The 25,343-nt window shown below is 68.6% G+C and carries 21 protein-coding genes and 2 tRNA genes; 15 read left to right on the forward strand and 8 right to left on the reverse strand.

What is annotated here, in order from left to right; all coding sequences use genetic code 11:
* Positions 1-16 precede the first annotated feature (16 nt).
* The 5 genes from gyrA (at position 17) to ELQ90_RS01200 (ending at position 3,873) form a co-directional block, all read left to right on the forward strand.
* Positions 17-2,602 (forward strand): DNA gyrase subunit A, encoded by a 2,586-nt coding sequence (gene gyrA, locus ELQ90_RS01180; protein ID WP_128493439.1) that lies wholly within the window; start codon positions 17-19, stop codon positions 2,600-2,602.
* Positions 2,599-3,003 (forward strand): DUF3566 domain-containing protein, encoded by a 405-nt coding sequence (locus tag ELQ90_RS01185; protein WP_128493440.1) that lies wholly within the window; start codon positions 2,599-2,601, stop codon positions 3,001-3,003. The genes gyrA and ELQ90_RS01185 overlap by 4 nt, the downstream gene beginning before the upstream one ends.
* A 145-nt stretch (positions 3,004-3,148) precedes the next feature.
* Positions 3,149-3,222, forward strand: a tRNA-Ile gene (locus ELQ90_RS01190).
* Positions 3,223-3,255: 33 nt separating this feature from the next.
* Positions 3,256-3,328 (forward strand) — tRNA-Ala (locus tag ELQ90_RS01195).
* Positions 3,329-3,531: 203 nt separating this feature from the next.
* Positions 3,532-3,873: a DUF4188 domain-containing protein gene (locus tag ELQ90_RS01200; protein ID WP_243695950.1), complete on the forward strand. Its 342-nt coding sequence runs from the start codon at positions 3,532-3,534 to the stop codon at positions 3,871-3,873.
* 9 nt (positions 3,874-3,882) lie between these two features.
* On the opposite strand, the gene ELQ90_RS01205 is transcribed toward ELQ90_RS01200, so the two are convergent.
* Both ELQ90_RS01205 and ELQ90_RS01210 read right to left on the reverse strand, forming a co-directional pair.
* Complete coding sequence (locus ELQ90_RS01205) at positions 3,883-4,071, reverse strand: hypothetical protein (RefSeq protein ID WP_128493441.1); 189 nt, start codon at positions 4,069-4,071, stop codon at positions 3,883-3,885.
* Positions 4,068-5,150 (reverse strand): glycerate kinase, encoded by a 1,083-nt coding sequence (locus tag ELQ90_RS01210; protein ID WP_128493442.1) that lies wholly within the window; start codon positions 5,148-5,150, stop codon positions 4,068-4,070. Before ELQ90_RS01210 ends, ELQ90_RS01205 begins: the two co-directional genes overlap by 4 nt.
* Before the next feature lie 205 nt (positions 5,151-5,355).
* On the opposite strand from ELQ90_RS01210, the gene ELQ90_RS01215 reads away from it, so the two are divergent.
* Positions 5,356-5,817, forward strand: coding sequence for a hypothetical protein (locus tag ELQ90_RS01215; RefSeq protein ID WP_128493443.1), 462 nt, complete (start codon positions 5,356-5,358; stop codon positions 5,815-5,817).
* 43 nt (positions 5,818-5,860) lie between these two features.
* On the opposite strand, the gene ELQ90_RS01220 is transcribed toward ELQ90_RS01215, so the two are convergent.
* Both ELQ90_RS01220 and ku read right to left on the reverse strand, forming a co-directional pair.
* Complete coding sequence (locus ELQ90_RS01220; protein ID WP_166408758.1) at positions 5,861-7,045, reverse strand: MFS transporter; 1,185 nt, start codon at positions 7,043-7,045, stop codon at positions 5,861-5,863.
* A gap of 76 nt (positions 7,046-7,121) precedes the next feature.
* Entirely contained in the window at positions 7,122-7,952 is an 831-nt protein-coding gene (ku, locus tag ELQ90_RS01225; RefSeq protein WP_128493445.1) for a non-homologous end joining protein Ku, read from the reverse strand.
* A gap of 76 nt (positions 7,953-8,028) precedes the next feature.
* On the opposite strand from ku, the gene ELQ90_RS01230 reads away from it, so the two are divergent.
* Complete coding sequence (locus ELQ90_RS01230) at positions 8,029-10,596, forward strand: ATP-dependent DNA ligase (protein ID WP_128493446.1); 2,568 nt, start codon at positions 8,029-8,031, stop codon at positions 10,594-10,596.
* A 10-nt stretch (positions 10,597-10,606) separates the two neighbouring features.
* On the opposite strand, the gene ELQ90_RS01235 is transcribed toward ELQ90_RS01230, so the two are convergent.
* Positions 10,607-11,545, reverse strand: a complete 939-nt coding sequence (locus ELQ90_RS01235; protein WP_128493447.1) for a DMT family transporter — start codon at positions 11,543-11,545, stop codon at positions 10,607-10,609.
* A gap of 71 nt (positions 11,546-11,616) precedes the next feature.
* Between ELQ90_RS01235 and ELQ90_RS01240 the strand changes: the two genes are divergently transcribed.
* Positions 11,617-12,543, forward strand: a complete 927-nt coding sequence (locus ELQ90_RS01240; RefSeq protein WP_128493448.1) for a LysR family transcriptional regulator — start codon at positions 11,617-11,619, stop codon at positions 12,541-12,543.
* A gap of 36 nt (positions 12,544-12,579) precedes the next feature.
* On the forward strand, positions 12,580-13,359 hold the full coding sequence (locus ELQ90_RS01245; RefSeq protein WP_243695951.1) for a putative protein N(5)-glutamine methyltransferase: 780 nt from the start codon (positions 12,580-12,582) through the stop codon (positions 13,357-13,359).
* A gap of 34 nt (positions 13,360-13,393) precedes the next feature.
* On the opposite strand, the gene ELQ90_RS01250 is transcribed toward ELQ90_RS01245, so the two are convergent.
* Complete coding sequence (locus ELQ90_RS01250) at positions 13,394-14,788, reverse strand: xylulokinase (RefSeq protein ID WP_128493449.1); 1,395 nt, start codon at positions 14,786-14,788, stop codon at positions 13,394-13,396.
* Positions 14,789-14,973: 185 nt separating this feature from the next.
* A complete protein-coding gene (gene xylA, locus ELQ90_RS01255; protein ID WP_128493450.1) occupies positions 14,974-16,167 on the reverse strand; it encodes a xylose isomerase in 1,194 nt (397 codons plus the stop codon).
* 258 nt (positions 16,168-16,425) lie between these two features.
* On the opposite strand from xylA, the gene chvE reads away from it, so the two are divergent.
* The 4 genes from chvE (at position 16,426) to ELQ90_RS01275 (ending at position 21,589) form a co-directional block, all read left to right on the forward strand.
* Positions 16,426-17,547 carry a multiple monosaccharide ABC transporter substrate-binding protein gene (gene chvE / locus ELQ90_RS01260; protein WP_128493451.1) on the forward strand — a complete coding sequence of 374 codons (1,122 nt, stop codon included), beginning with the start codon at positions 16,426-16,428 and terminating at the stop codon, positions 17,545-17,547.
* Between the two features lie 96 nt (positions 17,548-17,643).
* Positions 17,644-19,161: a multiple monosaccharide ABC transporter ATP-binding protein gene (mmsA, locus tag ELQ90_RS01265; protein ID WP_128494087.1), complete on the forward strand. Its 1,518-nt coding sequence runs from the start codon at positions 17,644-17,646 to the stop codon at positions 19,159-19,161.
* Positions 19,158-20,363, forward strand: coding sequence for a multiple monosaccharide ABC transporter permease (mmsB, locus tag ELQ90_RS01270; protein ID WP_128493452.1), 1,206 nt, complete (start codon positions 19,158-19,160; stop codon positions 20,361-20,363). The genes mmsA and mmsB overlap by 4 nt, the downstream gene beginning before the upstream one ends.
* A gap of 107 nt (positions 20,364-20,470) precedes the next feature.
* A complete protein-coding gene (locus tag ELQ90_RS01275) occupies positions 20,471-21,589 on the forward strand; it encodes an ROK family transcriptional regulator (RefSeq protein WP_128494088.1) in 1,119 nt (372 codons plus the stop codon).
* Between the two features lie 75 nt (positions 21,590-21,664).
* Here the strand turns inward: ELQ90_RS01275 and ELQ90_RS01280 are convergent, their stop codons facing one another.
* The gene (locus tag ELQ90_RS01280) at positions 21,665-22,627 is read right to left on the reverse strand and encodes an acetylxylan esterase (RefSeq protein ID WP_128493453.1); all 963 of its coding nucleotides are present in this window, start codon (positions 22,625-22,627) and stop codon (positions 21,665-21,667) included.
* Between the two features lie 222 nt (positions 22,628-22,849).
* Between ELQ90_RS01280 and ELQ90_RS01285 the strand changes: the two genes are divergently transcribed.
* Both ELQ90_RS01285 and ELQ90_RS01290 read left to right on the forward strand, forming a co-directional pair.
* Positions 22,850-23,863: a LacI family DNA-binding transcriptional regulator gene (locus ELQ90_RS01285; RefSeq protein ID WP_128493454.1), complete on the forward strand. Its 1,014-nt coding sequence runs from the start codon at positions 22,850-22,852 to the stop codon at positions 23,861-23,863.
* Positions 23,864-23,983: 120 nt separating this feature from the next.
* Positions 23,984-25,282, forward strand: a complete 1,299-nt coding sequence (locus ELQ90_RS01290; RefSeq protein WP_128493455.1) for an ABC transporter substrate-binding protein — start codon at positions 23,984-23,986, stop codon at positions 25,280-25,282.
* Positions 25,283-25,343 lie beyond the last annotated feature (61 nt).

Here is a 25,343-nt window from a genome sequence, read left to right on the forward strand (position 1 = left end):
CGGTAGGAAGAGAAACATGGCAGACGACACCACTCCGGACGAGACCCCCACGGAAGCGGTCGGCCCGCACGGCAGGATCGACCAGGTCGACCTCCAGCTCGAGATGCAGCGGTCGTACCTCGACTACGCGATGAGCGTCATCGTGGGTCGAGCGCTCCCCGAGGTGCGTGACGGCCTGAAGCCCGTGCATCGCCGCGTGATCTACGCGATGTACGACGGCGGTTACCGCCCCGACAAGGCGTTCTCGAAGTGCGCGCGTGTCGTCGGCGACGTCATGGGCCAGTTCCACCCGCACGGCGACTCGGCGATCTACGACGCGCTCGTGCGCCTCGTCCAGCCGTGGAGCCTCCGGTACCCGCTCGCCCTCGGTCAGGGTAACTTCGGCTCTCCCGGCAACGACGGTGCCGCCGCCCCCCGGTACACCGAGACGAAGATGGCCCCTCTCGCCCTCGAGATGGTGCGCGACATCGACGAGGACACCGTCGACTTCGGCGACAACTACGACGGTCGCACGCAAGAGCCGCTCGTGCTGCCGAGCCGCTTCCCGAACCTCCTCGTCAACGGCTCCGTCGGCATCGCCGTCGGTATGGCCACGAACATCCCCCCGCACAACCTGCGCGAGGTGTCCGAGGGCGCACTGTGGCACCTCGCCCACCCCGAGGCGTCGCGCGAGGAGCTGCTCGAGGCGCTCATGCAGCGCATCAAGGGACCGGACTTCCCCACGGGGGCGCAGATCCTCGGAACCAAGGGCATCCATGACGCGTACCTGACGGGCCGCGGCTCGATCACGATGCGCGCGGTCGTGAGCGTCGAGGAGATCCAGGGCCGCACGTCCCTCGTCGTCACGGAGCTGCCGTACCAGGTCAACCCGGACAACCTCGCGATCAAGATCGCCGACCTCGTCAAGGACGGCAAGGTCACGGGCATCGCCGACATCAACGACGAGACGTCGGGCCGCACCGGTCAGCGACTCGTCATCACGCTCAAGCGAGACGCCGTGCCGAAGGTCGTGCTCAACAACCTCTACAAGCACACGCAGCTGCAGGAGAACTTCGGCGCGAACATGCTCGCGATCGTCGACGGTGTTCCGCGCACGCTCGCTCTCGACGGCTTCATCTCCGCGTGGGTCTCGCACCAGATCGAGGTCATCGTGCGGCGCACGCAGTTCCGCCTGAACAAGGCGGAAGCGGATGCCCACATCCAGCGCGGTTACGTGCTCGCGCTCGACGCCCTCGACGAGGTCATCGCGCTCATCCGCCGCTCGCCCGACGTCGAGGAGGCCCGCACGGGCCTCATGGAACTGCTCGGAGTCGACCAGCTCCAGGCCGACGCCATCCTCGCGATGCAGCTCCGTCGCCTCGCGGCCCTCGAGCGCCAGAAGATCATCGATCGTTTGGCCGAGCTCGAGCTCGAGATCGCCGAGTACAAGGCGATCCTCGCGAGCCCGGAGCGTCAGCGCACGATCGTGTCCGACGAGCTCACCGAGATCGTCGAGCGCTTCGGCGACGACCGCCGCACGGAGATCATGTTCGGCTTCGACGGCGACATGTCGATGGAGGACCTCATCCCCGAAGAGGAGATGGTCGTCTCAGTCACGCGTGGCGGGTACATCAAGCGCACGCGCAGCGACAACTACCGCCAGCAGCACCGCGGCGGCAAGGGCGTCAAGGGCGCCCAGCTCCGCGCGGACGACGTCGTCGAGCACTTCTTCGTCACGACGACGCACCACTGGCTCCTGTTCTTCACGGACAAGGGCCGGGTCTACCGCGCGAAGGCGTACGAGGTGCAGGAGGCCGGCCGCGACGCGAAGGGTCAGCACGTCGCCAACCTGCTCGCGATGCAGCCGGACGAGCAGATCGCCCAGATCCTCGACATCCCCGACTACGAAGCAGCGAAGTACCTCGTGCTCGCGACGCGCAACGGCCTCGTCAAGAAGACGACGCTCACCGAGTACGACACGAACCGGTCGGGCGGCATCATCGCGATCAACCTCCGCGAGGGCGACGAGCTCGTCTCGGCCCTGCTCGTGGAGGAGGACAGCGACATGCTGCTCGTCTCGCGTCACGGCATGTCGATTCGGTTCACGGCGAACGACGAGACGCTCCGCCCCATGGGGCGCTCCACGTCGGGAGTCATCGGGATGCACTTCCGCGGCTCGGACGAGCTCCTCTCGGCCTCCGTCCTGCCGGCCGACGGGTCGTCCGCGTCCGTGTTCGTCGTGACCGAGGGCGGCTACGCCAAGCGCACGGCCGTCGATCAATACCGACTGCAGGGCCGAGGCGGAATCGGCATCAAGGTGGCCAAGCTGAGCGAGGATCGCGGCGACCTCGCCGGCGCCCTCATCGCGGGCGAGGACGACGAGGTGCTTGTGGTTCTTGCCAGCGGCAAGGTGGTACGCTCTGCCGTGGCCGAGGTCCCCACCAAGGGACGTGACACGATGGGCGTGGTCTTCGCCCGTTTCGCGGACGACGACCGCATCATCGCTCTGGCGAAGAACAGCGACAGGAACCTCACGGCGGAAGCCGTGGCGGAACCCGACGAGTCCGGAACGACTGACGAGAACGCCCCGAGCGTGGACGAACAGCAGGAAGAGCAGGCATGAGCACCGTCGCAGACAAACTCGCGAAGAAATCGGCCAAGAAGCCATCGAGCAAGCAGGTCCGACTGAAGCTCGTGTACATCGACTTCTGGTCGGCGGTGAAGCTGTCGTTCCTCCTCGCGATCGCCGTCGCCATCATCACGATCGTGGCCGCGTTCCTGATCTACACGGTCATCGAGCGCACGGGTGTGCTCGAGAGCATCAACGGTCTGTACCAGGCCGTCGCCGGTGAGGGCGACGACCTCACGGCGCTCTTCGGACTCAACCGCATCATGGGCTTCGCGCTCGTGGCTGCCGTGCTCAACCTCATCGTCGTGACGGCGCTCGGCGCCCTGAGCGCCGCGCTCTACAACCTGAGCGTCAAGATCACGGGCGGCGTGCTCGTCGGTTTCACCAACAACTGACGCTTCCCACCGTCGAACGGTCCTCGAGTCCAACGGACTCGAGGACCGCTTCGCTTAACGCCACGGGCCGACGAGCTTCACGACCGGGCGGACCCGATTGGGATTAGCCGACTAATTCGGGTAATCTCTACTTCGGTCCACCCACGGGGATATAGCTCAGGCGGTTAGAGCGCTTCACTGATAATGAAGAGGTCCGAGGTTCAAGTCCTCGTATCCCCACTCCGCTCATCAGGATCAAACCCTGGTGAGCACGGGGCCTTAGCTCAGTTGGTAGAGCGCCTGCTTTGCAAGCAGGATGTCGGGAGTTCGATTCTCCCAGGCTCCACAGTCTTCACTGCCCGGACGATCCACGATCGGATCGATCTGCGATTCACGGCCTGGTCGGGCCCGCGCTCGTGCGTCGCCTGTCGGTCGCCATCGGGTCGCGCCGGCTCGGTGCGCTCCCCGTGTCGCACGGCTACGTCTCACCCTCAAGGCGGTTGTCGGGGGGTGGCATCCGTGGTCCACTGAGTGCGGAGGCTGATTCCCATGAGTGAACCGACCGCACGATCCACGCCACCCGTCGGCAGCGTCGTCAGACTGTGGCACGGCTGGGTCGAGACACGGAACAAGGACGAGTACATCGCGTACATGGACCGGTCCGGCATGGCCGGCTACCGTGAGACGCCCGGCAACCTCGGCGCGTACATCATGTCGCGGGACCACGAGGACGGTCGCTCCACGATTGTGACCGTCTCCTACTGGGAGTCCTTCGACGCGATCCGCGCCTTCGCCGGCGACGAGATCGACCGTGCCCGGTTCTATCCGGAGGACGACCAGTTCCTCGTCGACCGCGAGTGGATCGTGACCCACTTCACCGTCGGAGCCTGACCCGCGCCGTCAGCGTCGGAGGCCGCGTGCTCCTGATCGGATGAACAGGGCGAAGAAGACCATGAACGCCACGGCGGCGAGAACCGGTGGGACGTACCAGCCGGTGACCGGTCCGGCGACGAGCAGGAACCCGCTGATGAGCGTCGACAGGAACAGGGTCGTCGATGTCCGCGATCTCACGGTGTCCTCGTCCGTCATGATCCCATCCCTTCGATCACGAGGCGTGCGAGCTCAGCGCCCGCCTCACCGAGTGCATCGAGCGTGTCCTCGAATGCGCGTTCGCGACCGACCAGATCGACGAGGTCCACCGTGGCCATGAAAGCGGATACGTCGGCCTCGATCGTCCCCGCGACGAGCATCGCGCGCCCCGGGGCGAGAGCGGCCACGTAGGCCGGCGCCTTCCCGGATGCCGTCTGCGCGTCGAAGCGCCCCTCGCCGGTGACGACGAGGTCGGCGGACGCGGCGAGGTCCGGCAGGCCGAGTTCCCGACCGAGGGCTGCGGCACCCGACACGATGACGGCTCCCCACTCGAGGAGAGCCCACCCCGTTCCCCCTGCGGCGCCGGCCCCGGGCGTCGAGGGATCGACGCTGCCGAGTGATGCGAGATGGGCGAGGTTGTCGTCGAGGAGCGGGATGTCGTCGGCCTCGGCCCCCTTCTGCGGTCCGAAGACGGCAGCGGCCCCGCTGGGGCCGAGGAGGGGGTTGGACACGTCACACAGCACGACCACGCCTCCCGGTGGCGGCGGGCGCAGCGTGGACAGGTCGAGGACGGCCGCCTCGGCGAGGCCGGCGTTGCCGGGACCGATCGCGTCGCCGTCCGCGTCGACGAGCCGCGCGCCGAGAGCGGCGAGCATTCCGGCTCCGCCGTCCGTCGACGCGCTGCTGCCGATTCCCACGAGGAGCCGCGTCGCACCGGAGTCGAGTGCGTCGGCGATCACCTCGCCGAGCCCGTAGGTGCTGGCGAGGAAGGGCTGATCGGTGCCCCAGAGCTCGATGCCGGATGCGGACGCGAGCTCGACGACGGCCGTGCCGTCCGCGAGCTCGAGCCATGTGCTGGTGGCCGGTCCCTCGGGGCCATCGACCTCGACATCGTGGCGGACCCCGCCCGGGTGAGCGACCGCGAAGCTCTCGACCGTACCCTCACCGCCGTCGGCGAGAGGTGCGAGCACGACGTCGTCGGTGGGGCGCTCGCGGCGCCAGCCCTCAGCGACGGCGGCAGCGACACGATCGGCGCTCGCCGTGCCCTTGAAGGAGTCGGGGGCGACGACGACACGCATGCGTCCATCATGCCCTGCGACATCGATCCGACCGAGACCCGCAACCCGGTCGTTATACACCTGGTGACAGCGCTTGCCGGTGTTTCCGCTCGGGATGCCGCGGGGGCCGCGGCCGGGAAGAGGCTCGTGCGCTTCTCGACTGACACACCGACGCCTGGTGCGTCGACCCCTCCCACAGATGGTCCGCCGCTTGCAGGATGAGGACATGGCTACTTCTCAACACGATGGTCCTGATGCCGCGCACGTCCGGCCGGAGGGCGTCGACGACACGACGGTCGAGGCGCTCGGGAAGCTCTCGGAGGCTCTCGAGGTCGTCGAGCAGGCGCGCGGGTTCCTCTACGGCTTCCATCGACTGACGGGTAAAGCCGATCTCGCTCTCGGCGAGGCCGTCGAGATGCTTCGAGAGGCGGGCCACGACGAGCTCGCCGACACCGTCGATCGTGAGCTCGTCGGTCGGAACGTCATCGAGGGCCGCTGGACCTTCCAGATCGTCGAGGACTACGACGACGGCTACTACGCCACGTTCCGGGACCTGGAGCGCGCGGCGCGCGAGCAGCTCGCGAACGGTAAGCGGCATCTCTTCGAAGCCGAGATGAAGGAGGACCGTCGCACGCACGGCCTCCGTCACCACGAGGCGCTGCCCGTCGACGCCGACGAGGTCGAGTAGCGCGGAGGCGTGACGGCGGCCGCCGGGAGGTCGGCGAAGCGGGTCAAGCTGCGGGGCAGACCGGCGTCGATTCGGTGATGCCGGCCGGCACCGTCCGACTGCGGCGGGCCAAGAGCTCGGGGAGGAGCGAGCCGAGCGCGAGGAGCGACATCACCGCGCCGAGCAGCAGAGGGGACAACACGCCGAACGCATCGGCGGCCACTCCCCCGAGCGCGGTCCCGAGCAGGATCCCACCGGTCACGATCGTCGGGAGCATCGATGTGACGGCCGGCCCGGAACCGCCGCGCTCGACCACGCGCGCCGTGTGTGCGGGGTTGAGCGAGACGCCGGTCACCCCGATGACGACGAGGGCGAGCAGGACGACCGGGACGGACGTCGGCGCGAGCCAGAACGCGAGCAGGCCGGCGGTGAGCACGACGAGGCCGATCGCGACGACGAGCGTCGGGCCGCGGGGTGTCAAGCGGCCGACGACCGTATTGCCGACCACCGATGCCAATCCGTAGAGGGCGAGCAGCCACGGAACGACGGTCGGGTCGACACCGGTCACGCGCTCGAGGATCGTGCTGAAGAAGCCGAACCCCGCGAGGGTGGCTCCGATCGCGAGACCCGCCGTCCCGAACAGCACCCACAACCGCGCGTCACGCAGGGGGCGCAGCATCTCGCGGAACGGCAGCGGAGCGACTCCCGCCAGGCGCGGCATGGCGGAGACGATCGCGGCGGCCGCGACGAGAACGAGGATCGTGTCGAGGTGGAACGCCCAGCGCCACTCGAGCAGCCGACCAGCGAGCGTCGCGAGCGGAAGACCGAGGGTCGTGCCGACGGTGACGCCGGTGAAGATGGCCGCGGTCGCGCGCGACTGCAACCGGTCGGGCACGATGCGCACGGAAACGGACAGAGCGGTTGCGAAGAACGCCGACATCGCCGCTCCCGAGACGAAACGGAGTGCGAGCATCGCGGGCCAGGGCGAGAGTGTGCCGATCGTCTGCGCGATCGCGAACACGACCATGAGTCCGGCGAGGATCCACCGGGGACCGAAGCGGGCGAGGGGCATCCCGATGAGCCAGGCACCGATGACCTGGCCGGCGGCGAAGCCCGAGATGAGGAGCGCCGCCTGGCCGATCGGGACGCCGACGTCGGGCGCGATCGCGGGGAGGAGACCCGCGGCCATGAATTCGCTCGTCACCATCGCGAAGATGCCGCCGGCGATGAGCCAGATCGTGAGCGGCATGCGGTCGGTCCGTGCGGGAGCGGTTGAGGTCATGAGGGGCGCAACCAGGACCGCTGCCCGCGCATTCCACGCCCGGCTACGCGCCCTTCTTGCTCTTCGTCTTCGACTCGGTCGTGGTCTTCTTCCGCGTCGACTCGACGCTGCGCTTCAGCGCTTCCATGAGGTCGATGACCTCGCCGTCCCCGTCGTCGTCCTCCGTCTTGCCGAACGTCGCGTCGGTGTCGACGGTGTCGCCCTGCTCGATCTTCGCCTGGATGAGGGTGCGCAACTGCTGCTGATACTCGTCGGTGAACTTCGAGGGGTCGAAGTCCGACTCGAACGACGCGACGAGCTGCCCGGCCATGTCGAGTTCGCGCTTCTGGATGCGCACGTCGGCGTCGAGGGAGGGGAACGCCGCCTCCCGCACCTCGTCATCCCAGAGGAGCGTCTGGAGCACGAGCACGTCGTCGCGCACCCGCAGCGCCGCGAGGCGGGTCTTGCTGCGGAGCGCGAACTGAACGATCGCGGTGCGCTCGGTTGCCTCGAGCGTTCGCCGGAGCAGCACGTACGACTTGGTCGACTTCGAGTCGGGCTCGAGGTAGTAGCTGCGGTCGAACATGAGCGGATCGATCTGGTCCGTCGGCACGAACTCGACGACGTCGATCTCCTTGCTGCGCTCCTCGGGGAGGCTCGAGATGTCGTGCTTCGTCAGGATGACCGTGTGCTCGCCGTCGTCGTACGCCTTGTCGATGTGCTCGTACGCGACCTTCTCGCCGCAGATCTCGCAGTGCCGTTCGTAGCGGATCCGGCCGCCGTCCTCGTCGTGCACCTGGTGGAGGGAGACGTCGTGGTCCTCCGTCGCCGAGTACAGCTTCACGGGCACGTTCACGAGGCCGAACGTGATCGAGCCCTTCCAGATGGACCTCATGAAGACAGTAAACACCGATGGGGGCCGAAATACCGAGGGGTTGACGGTCCGTGCGGCCGAAAGCCTACTGTGGGGCATGGCAACGAGGAGATCGACGGGGTCGGCGGGAACGCAACTCGTCGAGATCCAGGGGCGTCGCGTTCGGCTCACGAACCTCGACAAGGTGCTGTACCCCGAGACGGGAACGACGAAGGCCGACGTGATCGGCTACTACTCGGCGATCGCGCCGTACCTGCTGCCGTACACGCAGAACCGGCCGGCGACGCGGAAGCGCTGGGTCCACGGAGTCGGCACGGCGGACGATCCGGGCGAGGTGTTCTTCCAGAAGAACCTCGACGCGTCGACGCCGGACTGGATCGCGCGCGTCGACATCGAGCACAGCGACCACCACAACACCTATCCGCTCGTGAACGACCTGCCGACCCTCGTGTGGCTCGCGCAGATGGCGAGCCTCGAGGTCCACGTGCCGCAGTGGCGCGTGGACGGTCGTGGAGCCCGACGGAATCCGGACCGCCTCGTCCTCGACCTCGATCCGGGGCCGGGAGCAGGCCTGCCGGAGTGCGTCGAGGTCGCTCGGAGCGCGCGCGTCATCCTCGAGGGGATGGGACTCACCCCCATGCCCGTGACGAGCGGCAGCAAGGGGATCCACCTCTATGCGCGTCTCGACGGGACGCAGACGTCGGAGCGCGTGTCGGACGTCGCACACGAGCTCGCGCGGGTCCTCGAGGCGGACATGCCCGGTCTCGTTGTGAGCGACATGAAGAAGTCGAAGCGCGAGGGGAAGGTGCTCGTCGACTGGAGCCAGAACAGCGGCGCGAAGACGACGATCGCGCCGTACTCCCTCCGAGGGCGGTCGCACCCGACGGTCGCGGTGCCGCGGTCGTGGGAGGAGCTCGACGACCCCGACCTCGGTCACCTCGACTACACGGCAGTGCTCACCCGTATGGAGAAGCGGGACGATCCGCTCGCCGTGATCCTCGACGAGGACGGCGCGGCGATCGATGATGCGGACCGGCTCACGGTGTACCGCTCGAAACGCGACGCGTCCAAGACCCCGGAGCCCGTCCCGGAGGAGACGCCGGCGCAGGGGAATGACGACACGTTCGTGATCCAAGACCACTACGCGCGTCGCCACCACCACGACTTCCGTCTCGAGCGCAACGGCGTGCTCGTGTCGTGGGCCGTGCCGAAGGGTACCCCCGGGCTCGGAGAGAAGAACCGGCTCGCGGTGCAGACGGAGGACCACCCCCTCGACTACGCAACCTTCGAGGGCAGTATCCCGAAGGGCGAGTACGGCGCCGGGACCGTGACGATCTGGGACGCGGGCACCTACGAGACCGAGAAGTGGCGGGAGAACGAGATCATCGTCACCCTCACGGGCCGCGAGGGCGGTGGACTGCGCGAGAAGGCGAAGATCGCGCTCATCCACACCGGTCGTGGCGACGATGCGAAGAACTGGCTCATGCACCGCATGGAACTCGAGGGTACGTACACCGCGGAGGAGGGTGAGGCGCGCGATGTCGCGGGAGGAGGGAAGCGGGCGACGGGACGGAAGCAGGTGACCGACGGGAAGCAGGCGACCGACGGGTCGGGAGCGGACGCCTCCCCTGACCTCCCAGTAGCACCGGCGGCCCGGCGAACGGTCGGAGGCTCGTCGCGGTCCTCCGCGCGCCTGCCCGAGCCGATGCTCGCGACGCGCGGCACGACCTCCGATGTGAGCGATGGCGACTGGGCCTTCGAGATGAAGTGGGACGGCATCCGCTGCCTCGCGCGCATCGAGGACGGCGAGGTACGCCTCGGTTCGCGCAACGGCATCGACCTCACCGTGACCTTCCCCGATGTGGCGGCGGCGCTCGCCGAGGCGTTCCCCGGCGACGCGGTCCTCGACGCCGAGATCGTCGCGCTCACCAAGGGCCGACCGGATTTCGGTCGGTTGCAGAACCGGCTCGGCCTCACGAAGGAGGCGGACGTCGCACGAGCTGCTGCGCAGATCGAGGCCGACGTCATGGTCTTCGACGTGCTCGAGAGCGAGGGCCGCGACGTGTCCCGTGAACCGTATTCGGAGCGACGTGCACTGCTCGAGGAGCTCGCGACCGTCCGCACGGGCACGACGTCGGGTCGCTCGCGTGTGCAGGTCCCGCCGGCCTTCGAGGGTGACGTCGAATCGGCGGTGTCCACGTCGAGACGACTCGGTCTGGAAGGCGTCGTCGCCAAGCGGACGGATTCTCCCTACCGGCCGGGCCGACGATCGAGAGACTGGATCAAGCTCCCCCACGAGCGCACGCAAGAGGTCGTCATCATCGGGTGGCGCCCCGGCAACAACTCCCTCGCCGACTCGGTGGGTTCCCTCCTCGTGGCGGTACCGGGCGATGACGGTGAGCTCGAGTACGCGGGGCGCGTGGGCACCGGGTTCACGGAGAATCACCGGCGACGTATCCGCTCGCTCCTCGACTCGCGAGCGCGGAAGACGCCGACCGTCGACGTGCCGCGGCCCGACGCCAACGACGCGAACTGGGTCCGCGCAGACCTCGTCGGCGAAGTCACTTTCAGCGAGTGGACGCAGACCGGCCGGTTGCGACACCCCGTCTGGCGCGGTCTCCGCACGGACAAGTCACCGAAGGACGTCACCCGCGACGCCGGTTGACGGAATCGGCTCAGACCGGTGATGGCTCCGAAGCGGGAACGGGAGCCGGTTCCGCGGCGGCCTCCCGATGGCGACGCTCGATGGCCTGCCCGGCGTAGCTCGCCGCGATGATGAGAACCGCGCCGCCGACGCCGACCGGCCCGATGACCTCGCGGGCGATCACGATGCCCGCCAGAAGCGCCCACACGGGCTCCGTGCCCATGAGAATGCTGGCTCGGGAGGCGGACGTCCGCCGCACGGCCCACAGCTGCACGACGAAGGCGAAGAGCGAACACAGCACACCGAGGAAGAGGACGTCGAACCAGCCGCCCGCGTCGAGTCGCAGGGCGGCCGCCGGGAGCGCCGGCCCCGCCAGCAGTGAGAACGTCGCCGCACAGACGAGCATCTGCACGAGCACGACACCGAGGGAGCTCTCCGTGCGGCCGCGTGTGAGGTGACCGCTCGCCGTCACGTGCACGGCTCGCACGACGGCCGCCGCGATGACGAGCGCATCACCGGCGGTCGGCGCTCGGAGGCCGCCATCGGAGACGAGCAGGGCGACGCCCACCACGGCTGCCACGGCGGCGATGAAGTAGGAGCGCGGCAGCCAGGCGCGCGAGGCGACGCCCTCGAGGACGGGCGTCATGACGAGCGCGAGGCTGATGAGCAGGCCGGCGTTCGTCGCCGAGGTCAGGTGCACGCCCCACGTCTCGAGACCGATGATCGCGGCTTGTGAGAATCCGAGCCCGGCAGCGATCACGAGGCCTCGACCCCGGGGCAGTCGTTCCCGGCGAGCGAGGCACAGGACGCACGTCGCGGCAGCTGCGACGAGGAAACGCAGTGCGACCGCCGCTGGGACGCCGGTCTCAGCCGCGAGATCCTTCGCGGCGAGGAAACTCGCCCCCCACACGGCCGCGACTCCGAGGAGGAGCAGATCGACGATGAGATCGGGACGGGAACGGCGAGCCATAGCGCCACTGTGCCGGAGCGCTACCCGAAAGAACAATGGGCATCATCTTGACCGACGCGTAAGGTCAACTTATGGATCCGGCGCGTCTCCGATTGCTCAGAGAGCTCGGCGATCGGGGCAGCGTCGCGGCCGTCGCCCTGGCCATGCACGTCAGCGCGTCGGCCGTCTCGCAGCAGCTCGCCGCGCTTCAGGCGGCCGTGCCGGTTCCGCTCACGGTGAAGCGCGGGCGACGATTGGTGCTCACGGATGCCGGTGAGGCCCTCGCCGTCGCAGGGACGCGCGTCGAGGAGGCGCTCGCCGAGGCGTGGGACGCCGTCGGCTCTTTCCTCGACCACGACGATCGTCCGGTGAGCGTCGCCGCCTTCCACAGCGCCGGGCTCGCCTTCTTCGGGCCACTCCTCGCTCGACTGAGCGGAGGCCCGCGCGTCTCCCTCGCCGACGCGGATGTCGCGCAGGACCGGTTCGCGGGACTCACGGCCGACTACGACATCGTGCTCGCCCACCGGCTCCCGCACCACCCGGAGTGGCCGTCGGAACGACTCGTCGTGACGCCGCTCCTCGCGGAGCCGCTCGACATAGCGGTGCACGCCGATCATCCTCTGGCCGGTCGGGCGGAGATCCGGCCGGACGATCTGCGCGGCGAGCGATGGATCTCGACGCACGAGGGCTTCCCGCTCGCTGGGGTCCTCGATCATCTCGGTGCCCTCGTCGGCGAGGCGCCCCGGATCGATCACCGCATCAACGAGTTCTCCGTCGCTGCGAGCGTGGTGCGGACGGGCGCGGCGATCGCCGTGATGCCGCGGACGACCGCGGCGCCGCTCGCCGTGGACGGCATGGTCCTCCGGCCCGTCGCTGGTGCTCCCCTCGTGCGGCACGTCGACGTCCTCGCGCGACCTGATGCCCTCGCACGAACGACGGTCCGCTCGGTGCTCACCGCCCTCAGCGACGTCGCTGCCTCCGCGGCCGAGCCGTCGCTCGTGGAGCGGCGCGCGCGGTAGCGGCACCCCCCGGGGGCCACACGGTAGCGTGTGCTCGTGTATCCGAGCGACGTGGATGAGCAGGCGATCGTCGTGCGACTGCGCTCGGCCGGTTGCGTCTTCGCGGAGGACGAGGCGCGGCTCCTCCGAGAAGCGGCGACCGACGTCGGGGGACTCACGGAGCTCGTCGACCGACGTGTCTCAGGGACGCCGCTCGAGTACGTCCTCGGGTGGTCGGAGTTCCGCGGTCTTCGGATCGCCGTCGATGACGGGGTCTTCGTCCCGAGACGGCGCACGGAGTTCCTCGTCGACCTCGCGCTCGCGGAGGTGCGTTCCTCCTCGGTCGTCGTCGACCTGTGCTGCGGGGCCGGCGCGCTTGCCGCGGCCGTATGCGCCGAAGGTGCGAGCACGAACGTCGCCGCGGCGGACATCGATCCCGCCGCCGTCGCGTGTGCTCGGCGCAACCTCGACGCCGACCGGGTCTTCCTCGGCGATTTGTTCGCGGCGCTCCCGAGCGCATCGCGCGGTCGTCTCGACGTCCTCGTCGTCAACGCTCCGTACGTCCCGACGGCGGAGATCACGTTCATGCCATCCGAGGCGCGGAACTTCGAAGCCACCGTCGCCCTCGACGGCGGGTACGACGGCCTCGACGTGCATCGACGCGTCGCCGCCGAGGCCGCCGAGTGGCTGGTGCCGGGCGGGTTCCTCGTGATCGAGACGAGCGAACGGCAGGCCGAACGCACGAGGGCGCTCTTCGCCGATCAGGGGTTCGCCGCCGACGTCCGTCGGGACGAGGATCGCGACGCGACCGCCGTGACGGCTCGCGCGCCGCGGTGACTCGCCTCTCGACGAGGTCGGCGACGGTGAAACGTCAGGCGCGGCGCGCGGCGTACTGCTCGCGGACGACGGCCACCGGCCCGGCCGCGAGCTCAGCGACCGTGTCGACGCCCCACTCCGGCAGGGCGCCGAGGGCGACCCACGCCGCCTGACGCGCCGCTCCGTTCGCGACGTACTCCCCCGGCGCCGGCACGCTGATGGGGACGTCGAAGATCGTCGCGGCGATCGCACGGACGGCGGGGTTCATCGCCGCTCCCCCGATCAGGAGAACCCGGGAGGCGTCGACGCCGAGCGCGCGGTGCGCGTCGAGACCGTCGGCGAGTCCGCACAGCATGCCCTCGATCGCGGCGCGGGCGAGGCCCGGGCGGGTGAAGGTCGTCCGCGTCATCCCGAACAGCGTCGCCGTCGCGTCGGGGAGATCGGGGGTCCGCTCACCGTCGAAGTAGGGCTGCAGCACGAGGCCCCCGACACCTGGCTCGGCCTCGAGAGCGATTCGTGCGAGTTCGTCGAAGTCGACGCCCAGGACGGCGGCGACCGTGTCGATGACTCGCGCGGCGTTGAGCGTCGCGGAGAGCGGGAGGAAGCGACCGGTGGCGTCGGCGAACCCGGCGACCGTTCCGGTGGTGTCGCGGACGGGTGCGTCGGACACCGAGAAGACGGTGCCCGACGTGCCGATCGACACGACGACGTCGCCGGGACCGGCGGAGAGACCGAGCGCTGCGCCCGCGTTGTCGCCGGCTCCCGCGCCCACGAGGGCACCGGCCGGCGTGCGCCCGGCCGACTCGGACGGGCCGAGCACGCGCGGGAGGATCGCGTCGTGGCCGAGGGCGGCGGTGAGCAGCTCGCGGTCGTACTCCCCCGTCGTCGGCGACCAGTAACCGGTGCCCGAGGCGTCCGAGCGGTCGGTCGTGAGCTCCTCGAGCGCGGGACCGAGCTCGCTCTCGTCGGCGGGACCGAATCCGCGGAGACGCCAGCTGAGCCAGTCGTGCGGGAGGGCGACGGCGGCGACGCGTGCGGCGTTCTCGGGCTCGGCGTCGCGCAGCCAGCGCAGCTTCGTGATCGTGAAGGAGGCGACGGGCACGAGACCGGAGCGGGCGACGAGCTCGTCGGCCCCGAATTCGGCGATGAGATCGCGCGCCGCTGCCGCGCTGCGGGTGTCGTTCCAGAGCAGGGCGTCGCGGATGACGCGTCCGTCGGCGTCGAGGGCGACCATTCCGTGCTGCTGGCCGGCGACCGCGACGGCGGCCACGTCGTCGAGTCCGCCGGCCGCGGCGGCGGCGTCACCGAGGGCCGTCCACCATGCAGCGGGGTCGACCTCCGTGCCGTCCGGATGGCTCGCGCGCCCATCGCGGACGAGCGCTCCGGTCTCCGCATCGCGGATGACGACCTTGCAGCTCTGCGTGCTCGAGTCGATGCCGGCTACCAGCATGGGATGTCCTGTCTCGTGTTCGTGGGAGGCGCTCGTCGCCGGTCCCAGCGCAAGGGTAGTGGGCCGACCTGTTGTCCGCGCCCGTCTCGGTCGCTGAGCCTGTCGAAGCGTCTCTCGCTCTCGGGAGCTCGAGACCCTTCGACAGGTTCAGGGACCGTGGGATCGGGTCCCGGGTGAGAACGACGTCAGCCGCGGGCGCCCATGAGGTGCTCGAGCGCGAGCTGCTGCAGGCGGACGAAGCCGAAGCCCTTGCCGTGGAAGTACGCGTCGGCGTCGAAGTCCTCGTAGGCCGAGCGGTCCGCGAGGACGTCGTCGTACGACTCGCCCTCTCCGAGGGTCGGGGTGCTCAGCTCGGCGACGCGAGCGGCCTCGAGCGCCTCCTGGACCTCGGGGTCCGCGCGGAAGGCCTGGGCGCGCTCCTTGAGGAGCAGGTACATCCGCATGTTCGCGGCGGCGGACTCCCAGACGCCCTTGTCGTCCTCGGTGCGGCTCGGCTTGTAGTCGAAGTGGCGGGGACCGTCGTACGCGGGTCCGCCGTTCACGCCGCCGTGCTCGAGCAGGTCGACGAGCGAGAACGCGTTCTGAAGGTCGCCGTGGCCGAAGACGAGGTCCTGGTCGTACTTGATGCCGCGCTGACCGTTGAGGTCGATGTGGAAGAGCTTGCCCTGGTAGAGCGCCTGGGCGATGCCCGCCGTGAAGTTGAGTCCCGCCATCTGCTCGTGACCGACCTCGGGGTTCACACCGACGAGCTCAGGGCGTTCGAGCGTGTCGATGAACGCGATCGCGTGGCCGAGCGTCGGGAGCAGGATGTCGCCGCGGGGCTCGTTCGGCTTCGGCTCGATCGCGAAGCGGATGTCGTAGCCCTTGTCGGTGACGTAGTCGCCGAGGAGGTTGACGGCCTCGCGGTAGCGCTCGAGCGCGGCCTGGATGTCCTTCGCGGCGTCGTACTCGGCGCCCTCGCGGCCGCCCCACATGACGAACGTCTTCGCACCGAGCTCGGCGGCGAGGTCGATGTTGCGGAGCACCTTGCGGAGGGCGAAGCGGCGGACGGCGCGGTCGTTCGACGTGAAACCGCCGTCCTTGAAGACGGGCGCGGAGAAGAGGTTGGTCGTGACCATGGGGACGACGAGGCCGGTGTCGGCGAGGACCTTCTTCAAGCGGTCGATCTGCGTCTGACGCTCGGCGTCGGACGAGCCGAAGGCGAAGAGGTCGTCATCGTGGAAGGTGAGGCCGTAAGCGCCGAGCTCCGCGAGCTTCTCGACGCCGCGGACGACGTCGAGGGCTTCACGAGTGGGGCCGCCGAACGGGTCCGCACCCGTGTAGCCGATGGTCCAGAGACCGAAGGAGAATCGGTCGGCGGGCGTGGGGGTGAGGGACATGGTGGTTCCGTTTCTCAACGTCATTGGTGATAAGTAGTCAGTCACAACATATCCTCGACGCTCGTGTGTGTCAAAGCTCGGGGTCGGAGAGTTCGAGCGGCGAAGGTCACGCGGAGGTCTCGATTTCGACGCCCTTTCGACCGAGCGCTAGGTGAGCCGGTTCTCCGGTGCTATATGTTGACCCAGGCAACTTACACGGAACCGCACCGAAGCGGATTCCCGAGTTGCCGGTCACATTTCAGAGAGGAAATGACACCGATGTCCGTAACGAAGAAGTTGCTCGGCCTGACACTCGCCGGAGGCCTCATCATCGGGCTCGCCGCGTGCGACGCCCCGGCCGAATCCGGGGCGGGAGGCGGAGGAGGCGAAGCCGCCGAGATCGAGAGCGTCGGGATCTCGATGCCCACGCGTGAACTCGAGCGGTGGATCAACGACGGCGAGCAGTTGAAGGCGAACCTCGACGACGCCGGCTACACGACGGATCTCCAGTACGCGGAGAACGACACCGACACCCAGATCAGCCAGATCCAGAATCAGATCGCCTCGGGAGCCGACGTTCTCGTCATCGCGGCGATCGACGGCTCCGTCCTCGCGCCCGTGCTGCAGGACGCCGCCGACGAGGGCATCACGGTGATCGCCTACGACCGCCTCATCAACGGCACCGAGAACGTCGACTATTACGCGACGTTCGACAACTACCTCGTCGGTCAGCTGCAGGGCCAGTACATCGTCGACCAGCTCGACCTCGACAACGAGGAGGGTCCGTTCAACCTCGAGCCCTTCGCCGGCAGCCCCGATGACAACAACGCGAAGTTCTTCTTCTCCGGTGCCTGGGACGTCCTGAAGCCGTACATCGACGAGGGCAAGCTCGTCGTGAAGTCGGGCAAGGAGCCCGCGTCGAACGACGACTGGGCATCCATCGGCATCCAGGGCTGGGAGAGCGCCGGGGCGCAGGACGAGATGGAGAACCGTCTCGCCACCTTCTACACGGACGACCAGGTCGACGTGGTCCTCTCCCCGAACGACAGTCTCGCTCAGGGCATCGCCGAGGCGCTCGCGTCCTCCGGCTACACGCCGGGCACCGACTGGCCGCTCCTCACGGGACAGGACGCCGACAAGGCGAGCGTCATCAACCTCCTCGCCGACAAGCAGTCGATGACGGTCTGGAAGGACACCCGCAAGCTCGGCGAGCAGGTGTTCTCGATGATCGAGGCGCTCAAGGCCGGCGACGACCCCGAGGTCAACGACGAGGAGACCTACGACAACGGCGAGAAGGTCGTGCCGTCGTACCTCCTGACGCCGGAGGTCGTGGTCAAGGACGACGTGCAGTCGAAGCTCATCGACTCCGGCTTCCTCACCGCAGGAGACGTCGGACTCTGATCCCGGGATGATCCGGGGCGGCGTTCGCGTCGCCCCGGATCGCCGCGCCACCACACGAAAGGGGTGACGTCCGTGGACGACACCACGATCCTCACGATGACCGACATCGTGAAGGAGTTCAACGGGATCCCGGCCCTCTCCGGGGTGAGCGTCGACGTCCGTCGTGGCGAGGTGCACGGCATCTGCGGAGAGAACGGCGCGGGCAAGTCGACGCTCATGAAGGTGTTGAGCGGCGTCTACCCGCACGGCAGCTACTCGGGGCGGATCGACTTCGACGGACACGAGGTCCAGTACCGCTCGATCAACGACAGCGAGCGCGACGGCATCGTCATCATCCACCAGGAACTCGCTCTCAGTCCCTACCTCTCGATCGCCGAGAACATCTTCCTCGGCAACGAGATCCAGTCGCGCGGCGTCATCGACTGGGACCGCACCAACAAGGAGGCCGCGCTCCTTCTCGAGCGGGTCGGGCTCGATGAGAACCCTGCGACGCGGGTCCAGGACATCGGGGTGGGCAAGCAGCAACTCGTGGAGATCGCCAAGGCGCTCGCGAAGCGCGTGAAGCTGCTGATCCTCGACGAGCCGACGGCGGCTCTCAACGACGAGGACTCGGAGCACCTGCTCGGCCTGATCGACCAGCTGAAGGATCAGGGCATCACGAGCATCATCATCTCCCACAAGCTCAAGGAGATCCGTCGGGTCGCCGACCGCGTCACCGTCATCCGCGACGGCAGCACGATCGAGACGATCGACATGGCGGAGCCCGACGCGAACGAAGGGCGCATCATCCGCGCGATGGTCGGCCGCGAACTCAGCAGCATGTTCCCGCCGCGCGCTCCGGACATCGGGGAGGAGAAGTTCCGCGTGGAGAACTGGACCGTGCACCACCCCGTCGACCCGTCGCGGCTCGTGATCGACGACGTGAGCTTCTCCGTGCGCGCGGGCGAGATCGTCGGGTTCGCCGGCCTCATGGGCGCGGGGCGCACCGAGCTCGCCATGAGCATCTTCGGGCGCAGCTACGGCGTCGGGATCTCGGGCACCGTCTTCAAAGACGGGGAGAAGATCTCGACGCGCACGATCGACGAGTCGATCCGCAACGGCATCGCCTACACGACCGAGGACCGCAAGCGGTACGGCCTCAACCTGATCGGCGACATCCGCGTCAACATCTCGGCGGCGGCCGTGAGCCGCCTCGCGAAGTGGGGCATCGTCGACGGACTGCAGGAGTACCAGGTCGCCGAGGGCTACCGCACATCGATGAACATCAAGACCCCCTCGGTCGCGACCCTGACGGGGCGGCTCTCCGGCGGGAACCAGCAGAAGGTCGTGCTCAGCAAGTGGCTGCACACGCACCCCGACGTACTCATCCTCGACGAGCCGACGCGTGGCATCGACGTCGGCGCCAAGTACGAGATCTACGGCCTCATCAACCAACTCGCGGCGCAAGGCAAGGCCGTCATCGTCATCTCGTCGGAGCTCCCGGAGCTCATCGGGCTCTCCGACCGCATCTACGCCATCTCCGAGGGGCGCATCACAGGCGAGGTCTCGAGGGCCGACGCCGACCAAGAGACACTCATGCACTTCATGACCGCAGGAAAGGACGACGTCCGATGACGACCACAACGGCGCAGAAGCCCGCCTCAGGGGGACGCCGACTGCGTTTGCGCGTCGACCTCCGCCAGTACGGCATCCTCGGAGCGCTCGCGATCATCGTGATCCTCTTCCAGGTGCTCACGGGCGGGAAGCTCCTGCTGCCCGCCAACATCAACAACCTCATCCAGCAGAACGCGTACGTCCTGATCCTCGCCGTCGGCATGGTGATCGTGATCATCGCCGGACACATCGACCTGTCCGTCGGCTCGGTCGTCGCCCTCGTCGGTGCGATCACGGCGATCGCGATCGTGCAGTGGGACCTTCCGTGGTGGGGCGCCGTCGTCGTCGGCCTCCTCGTGGGCGCGCTCGTGGGGGTGTGGCAGGGCTTCTGGATCGCCTTCGTGGGCATACCGGCGTTCATCGTGACGCTCGCCGGCATGCTCCTGTTCCGCGGTCTCACGCTCGTCCTCCTCACGGGCGGCACGATCAACGCCCTGCCGGAGGGCTTCGTCGCGATCGGCAAGGGGACGCTCCCTCAGCCCTTCGGCACGATGCTCGGCGGCCACGACGTCATCACGCTCATCGCCGCGATCGTCGTCGTGATCGCGTTCGCCGCGTCACAGTGGCGCGCCCGTCGCAAGCAGCTCTCGCTCGGACTCCCGGTCGAGCAGGGCGGAATCCTCGTACTGCGACTCGTGCTCACGAGCGTCGCGGTGCTGTTCTTCGCGTGGCTGCTGTCGGCGCACCGTGGGCTGCCGATCATCCTCATCATCCTGTCGGTGCTGATCCTGCTGTACACGTTCGTGCTCAAGCGCACGGTGTTCGGTCGTCACGTCTACGCGATGGGCGGCAACCTCTTCGCTGCGCAGATGAGCGGTGTGAAGACGCAGTGGGTCAACTTCTTCATCTTCGTCAACATGGGCGTGCTCGCGGCGCTCGCCGGAATCGTCACCGCGGCGCGAGCAGGCGGTGCGGTCGCGTCGGCCGGGAACATGTACGAACTCGACGCGATCGCCGCGGCCTTCATCGGCGGTGCCGCCGTCACAGGTGGTGTGGGGACCGTGATCGGAGCGGTGATCGGTGCGATGATCATGGGTGTCCTCAACATGGGACTCTCGATCCTCTCCGTCGACTCGGCGTGGCAACAGGTCATCAAGGGCTTCGTGCTCCTTCTGGCCGTCGCTCTCGATGTCATCAGCAAGCGGAGGGGACCACGGATGTAGGGGGCCGGCCCCGAGCATCCCCCGCACGCGCTAGGAGAAGCCCGCCGATGTCGATCAGCCCACGAGACGACGCTGCGCGGGCTGCTCCGACCGAACGTGGACCCTCGATGAACCTGTCGGCGATCCTCCGGCGCGTGCACCGCTCGGGCCCGGCGTCGCGAGCCGAGCTGACGCGCGAGACCGGGCTCAACCGGTCGACCATCTCGGGCCTCGTCGGCGAACTCGTGGAGCGGGGCCTCGCCGTGGAGGTCGAGCCGCGGTCGACGAAGCAGGTGGGTCGGCCGAGCCCCGTCGTGCAGGCGTCTCCCCACGTGCTCGCGGTCGCCCTCGTTCCCGAGGTCGACGCCGTGACGATCGGCCTCGTGTCGTTCGACCGCCAGGTGATCCGCCGCGTCCGGTTCGAGACCGAGTCGATCCCGTCGGTGCGCGAGGCCGTCGTGATCGCGCGGGCGCTCTTCGAGGGCATGCGCGACGGGTTGGAACCGGAGTACCGGATCGCGGGCATCGGCGTAGCGGTACCGGGACTCGTCCGCGCGGTCGACGGCTTCGTGCGCTGGGCTCCGCACCTCGGTTGGCGCGACGAGCCGCTCGGCGCGCTCCTGGAGGAGGCGACCGGCTACCCCGTGTTCGCGGCGAACGATGCGAACCTCGGTGCTCGAGCCGAGAACACCTTCGGCGCAGCCGCCGACGCGTCGCACATGCTCTACATGAACGGCGGTCCGAGCGGCATCGGCGGCGGGATCATCGTCAACGGCGAACTCGTCGGTGGCGCCGAGGGCTACGCGGGTGAGTTCGGGCACAACCGCGTCGCCGCGCCGACGGATTCCGAGGCGACGGATGGGGAGCTCGAGGCGAGTGTGAGTCAGAACCGGCTGCTGTCGGTCCTCGGCTTGCGCAGCGCGAGCCTCGACGAGCTCGAGGACGCGCTGCTCGCCGACGAGCGACCGGAGGTGCGGGCGGAGGTGCACCGGCAGCTCGGCGTGCTGAGCGTCGGCGTCCGCAACATGATCAACATCCTGAACCCGGAGAAGGTCGTGCTGGGCGGCTTCCTCGGGGTGCTGTTCGACTTCGAGACCGACTACTTCCTCGACCTGCTCGCGGAGAACACGCTCGTGCCGTCGTGGGAGAGCGTCACGGTCGTGCGCGCCGAGCTCGGCTCGGACCTCCTCCTCGTCGGAGCCGCCGAGCTCGTCTTCGACGGCGTCATCGCCCGCGCCGAACTCTGACCACCCTGAATATCCCCTCTGTGCGTGGAATCGCGTGCACAGAGGGGATTTTCAGGGGGGTGAGGTGGGTGCGGGTCAGCCGAGGATGCGGCGGAAGAACGCCGCGGCCTCCTCGGCGTCGACCGGGCCACCGCCCTCGTGTCCGTTGTAACGCCAGATGGCGAGTTCGGTCGGGGCGGCCCAGGCGTTGCGCGCCGCCGTGACCGTGCTGGGAGGGCAAATCGGATCCATGAGGGCCGCGGAGAAACGGGCGGGCGCGGTCGCCCGCTTCGCGAAGTTCACACCATCGACGTAGGCGAGCACGTCGAGCGCCCGCTCGATGCCGTCGCGGTGCACGGCGAGATAGTCGGCGATCTCTCGATACGGGTACGCGTCGGTGATGCCCGACGCCCGCTCGATGTCGCAGAGGAACGGCACGTTCGGCGCAGCGGCCTTGACCCCGTGGTGGAGCGCGGCGGCCGCGATCGTGAGCGCGCCGCCCTGGCTGCCCCCGTACACCGCGAGCCGTTCCGGGTCGACGACGTCGAGCTCGAGCGCGGTGTCGACCGCGCGGACGGCGTCGGTGATGAGGCGGACGTAGTAGAGCGACTCCCGGCTCTCGATCCCGCGGGTGAGGAAGCCGGGGTAGTGCGGCCCGGCGCCGACAGGGTCGGCGGTGTCGCCGCGACTCCACGTCGACCCCTGGCCGCGCGTGTCCATGTAGAGATGGGCGAACCCGGCCGAGGCCCAGAAGAGGTTCTCCGTCGGCCGACCGCGACCGCCGCCGTAGCCGATGAACTCGACGACGGCGGGAAGCGGCCCTTCCGCACCCGCCGGCGTCCGAAGCCAGGCGCGGATCGGCTGGCCGTCGAACCCTGTGAACGTCACGTCGAACACGTCGATGGTCGCGAGCCCGGCGTCGATCCGCTCCAACCGCGGCGGAGCGGCCGCGGCTCGAGCCCGCTCGACCGTCTCCGCCCAGAAGGCGTCGAAGTCGTGCGGCTCGCGAACGCTGCTCGTGAACGCGAGCAACGCGTCGCCCGTGAGGTCGGTGTACATGCTGGTCCCCTTCGTCGTCGAACCGCTCGCCAGGCTACCGGGACACGCGTTTGTTGTCCCAATCCACATATGTGTTGTGCTCGCGAGAATCGTCACGTATGGTGGCCTCAGCGATCGTCGAAGCGTTTCAACGATTCGCACCGCGGACGGCAGAACAGCGCGCCGTCCCTCCCCGAACCAGACGGTCACCCGACCACCCCGGCAACAGACAACGGAGTCGCCATGGCAACCATTCACGACGTCGCTCGTGCTGCCGGTGTCTCCATCAGTACCGTCTCGTACGCGCTGAGCGGCAAACGATCGATCGCCGACAGCACGCGCCGCCGGGTCGCCGACGCGGCGCTCTCCCTGGGCTACGAACCGCACGCCGGCGCCCGGATGCTGGCCGGTACTCGGACGCAGATCTTCGCGGTCACCGCCCCGCTGCGGCACGACACCTACGCCCCCGCGCACATGGCATTCGTCCTCGCCGTGGCCACGGCCGCGCGCCGTCACGACTACGACATCCTCCTGCTCACCGAGGACGAGGCGACCAAGGGGCTTTCGCGCGTCGCGTCCAGCCGGCTCGTCGACGGCGTCATCGTCCTCGACGTCTCCGTGAAGGACGAGCGCATCGCCCTCGCCCGCACGCTCGGGGTGCCGACCGTCGTGATCGGTATCCCCGAGGACCCCGACGGTCTCGCGTGCGTCGACCTCGACTTCGAGGCGGCCACGCGACTCGCCGTCGACACGCTCACCGACCGGGGGCACCGCCGCTTCGCGCTCCTCGGCCACCCCGACGAGATCTACGAGCGCGGCTCCAACTTCCCGATCCGCGTCCGCGACACCTTCACGGCGTACGCCGCGGAGCAGGGACTCGACGGCCGCTTCCTCACGAGCGAGACGGACAGCGCCGCCGTCCGCGCGACCGTCGACGCTCTGCTCGATTCACCGGAGCCGCCCACGGCGCTCCTCATGCACTCGCAGGAGTCGGTGCAGGCCACCGTGCTCGACCACGTGCGCGAGCGCGGCGTCTCCGTCCCCGACGACCTGTCGGTCATCTCCGTCGGCTCGACCTTCGACACGACCAGATTCTCCCCGGCTCTCGACGTCATCCCTCTTCTGCCGCACGCCACGTGTGACGCCGCAGTGGACATGCTCGTCGCAGCCCTCCCCGAACCGCCCGAACCGCGCGTCCAGTACGTCGCCCCGGAGTACCGAGCCAACGGCTCGATCGCCCCGGTCCCCGCCCCCTGACCATCACGACCCCGGGAATCACCGGCGTCTTCGTTCGATCGAAGCGCTTCGACCCCTGCACGACCGGCGTGCGGTGCGCCGCCTGAAACACCGCATTTTCTCCAGAGAGGTAGGAAAAAAATGAAGCACAGCAAGAAACTGATGGGAGTGGCGGTCCTCGCGGCCGGCGCCCTCGCCCTGTCCGGCTGCTCGAGCAGCGGCAACGGCGGAGGCGGGGACGACAACGTCCTCACGCTGTGGCACTTCGAGAGCGAGACGAGCGCGATGGGTATCGCGTGGGACGAGGCCATCAAGACGTTCGAGGAGGAGACCGGCGCGACCGTGGAGTTCGAGGCCAAGGCGTTCGAGCAGATCCGCTCGACCGCGAGCCAGGTCCTCAACTCCGACGAGGCTCCCGACATCCTGGAGTACAACAAGGGCAACGCGACCGCCGGCCTCCTCGCGAGCCAGGGTCTCCTCGCTCCGCTCGATGACGCGGTCGAGGAGTACGGCTGGGACGACATGCTCGCTCCGTCGCTCCAGACGACCGCTCGCTACGACGAGCAGGGCGTCATGGGCTCGGGGAGCTACTACGGCATCCCGAACTACGGCGAGTTCGTGGAGGTGTACTACAACAAGGACGCCTTCGCGGAGGCCGGCCTCGAGATCCCGACCACGATGGCCGAGTTCGAGACCGTCATGCAGGCCTTCGTCGACAAGGGCGTCACGCCCCTCGCCGAGTCGGCCGCGGAGTACCCGCTCGGTCAGCTCTGGTACCAGCTCGCGCTGTCGCAGGCCGATCGCGACTTCGTCGACGCGTACCAGCTCTACACCGACGACGTCGACTTCGAGGGTCCGGAGATCACCTACGCGACCGAGACCGTGAAGGACTGGACCGACAAGGGCTTCATCAGCGCCGACTCGACCGGCCTCAAGGCGGAGGACGCGGGCACGTCGTTCATCAACGGCACCTACCCGATCTTCTTCTCGGGCAGCTGGTGGCACAACCGCTTCACGACCGAGATTACCGACTTCGACTTCGGGACCTTCCTGTTCCCCGAGTCGGAGATGGCTCCCGGTTCGGCCGGGAACATGTGGGTCATCCCGGAGCGCGCTCAGAACAAGGAGCTCGCCGAGCAGTTCATCGACATCACGATGCGCCCGGAGATCCAGGCCCTCATCGGCAACAACGGCGGCGTGCCCGTCGCCGCCGACCCCGCCGACATCACCGACGAGAAGAGCGCGGAGCTGATCGCGAACTTCAACACGCTCACCGAGCGCGACGGCATCGCCTTCTACCCCGACTGGCCCACGCCGACGTTCTACGACGAGCTCAACGCGGGACTGCAGGAGCTGCTCAACGGCACGAAGAGCCCGACCGAGGTGCAGCAGCAGCTCGGTGAGAACTATCAGAGCGGCGTCGACGACATCGTCGGCTGACCCTCACTGAAGAACCGGTGGGCCGTGGACGCGTTCCACGGCCCACCGCACCAGGAGATGA

The organism is Labedella phragmitis, from assembly GCF_004078635.1.
GTDB lineage: Bacteria > Actinomycetota > Actinomycetes > Actinomycetales > Microbacteriaceae > Labedella > Labedella phragmitis.

Coding starts and splice junctions, on each gene's coding strand:
- ELQ90_RS01210 (WP_128493442.1), bottom strand. CDS start 5,150: ATGCGTGTCGTCGTCGCCCCCGACTCCTTCAAGGGCACGGCGAGCGCC.
- ELQ90_RS01250 (WP_128493449.1), bottom strand. CDS start 14,788: ATGCTGGTAGCCGGCATCGACTCGAGCACGCAGAGCTGCAAGGTCGTC.
- ELQ90_RS01185 (WP_128493440.1), top strand. CDS start 2,599: ATGAGCACCGTCGCAGACAAACTCGCGAAGAAATCGGCCAAGAAGCCA.
- ELQ90_RS01220 (WP_166408758.1), bottom strand. CDS start 7,045: ATGCCGCTCACGATCTGGCTCATCGCCGGCGGCATCTTCGCGATGGTG.
- ELQ90_RS01290 (WP_128493455.1), top strand. CDS start 23,984: ATGAAGCACAGCAAGAAACTGATGGGAGTGGCGGTCCTCGCGGCCGGC.
- gyrA (WP_128493439.1), top strand. CDS start 17: ATGGCAGACGACACCACTCCGGACGAGACCCCCACGGAAGCGGTCGGC.
- ELQ90_RS01240 (WP_128493448.1), top strand. CDS start 11,617: ATGGATCCGGCGCGTCTCCGATTGCTCAGAGAGCTCGGCGATCGGGGC.
- ELQ90_RS01230 (WP_128493446.1), top strand. CDS start 8,029: ATGGCAACGAGGAGATCGACGGGGTCGGCGGGAACGCAACTCGTCGAG.
- mmsA (WP_128494087.1), top strand. CDS start 17,644: ATGACCGACATCGTGAAGGAGTTCAACGGGATCCCGGCCCTCTCCGGG.
- ELQ90_RS01285 (WP_128493454.1), top strand. CDS start 22,850: ATGGCAACCATTCACGACGTCGCTCGTGCTGCCGGTGTCTCCATCAGT.
- ku (WP_128493445.1), bottom strand. CDS start 7,952: ATGAGGTCCATCTGGAAGGGCTCGATCACGTTCGGCCTCGTGAACGTG.
- ELQ90_RS01235 (WP_128493447.1), bottom strand. CDS start 11,545: ATGGCTCGCCGTTCCCGTCCCGATCTCATCGTCGATCTGCTCCTCCTC.
- ELQ90_RS01275 (WP_128494088.1), top strand. CDS start 20,471: ATGAACCTGTCGGCGATCCTCCGGCGCGTGCACCGCTCGGGCCCGGCG.
- ELQ90_RS01215 (WP_128493443.1), top strand. CDS start 5,356: ATGGCTACTTCTCAACACGATGGTCCTGATGCCGCGCACGTCCGGCCG.
- ELQ90_RS01200 (WP_243695950.1), top strand. CDS start 3,532: ATGAGTGAACCGACCGCACGATCCACGCCACCCGTCGGCAGCGTCGTC.
- mmsB (WP_128493452.1), top strand. CDS start 19,158: ATGACGACCACAACGGCGCAGAAGCCCGCCTCAGGGGGACGCCGACTG.
- chvE (WP_128493451.1), top strand. CDS start 16,426: ATGTCCGTAACGAAGAAGTTGCTCGGCCTGACACTCGCCGGAGGCCTC.
- ELQ90_RS01205 (WP_128493441.1), bottom strand. CDS start 4,071: ATGACGGACGAGGACACCGTGAGATCGCGGACATCGACGACCCTGTTC.
- ELQ90_RS01280 (WP_128493453.1), bottom strand. CDS start 22,627: ATGTACACCGACCTCACGGGCGACGCGTTGCTCGCGTTCACGAGCAGC.
- xylA (WP_128493450.1), bottom strand. CDS start 16,167: ATGTCCCTCACCCCCACGCCCGCCGACCGATTCTCCTTCGGTCTCTGG.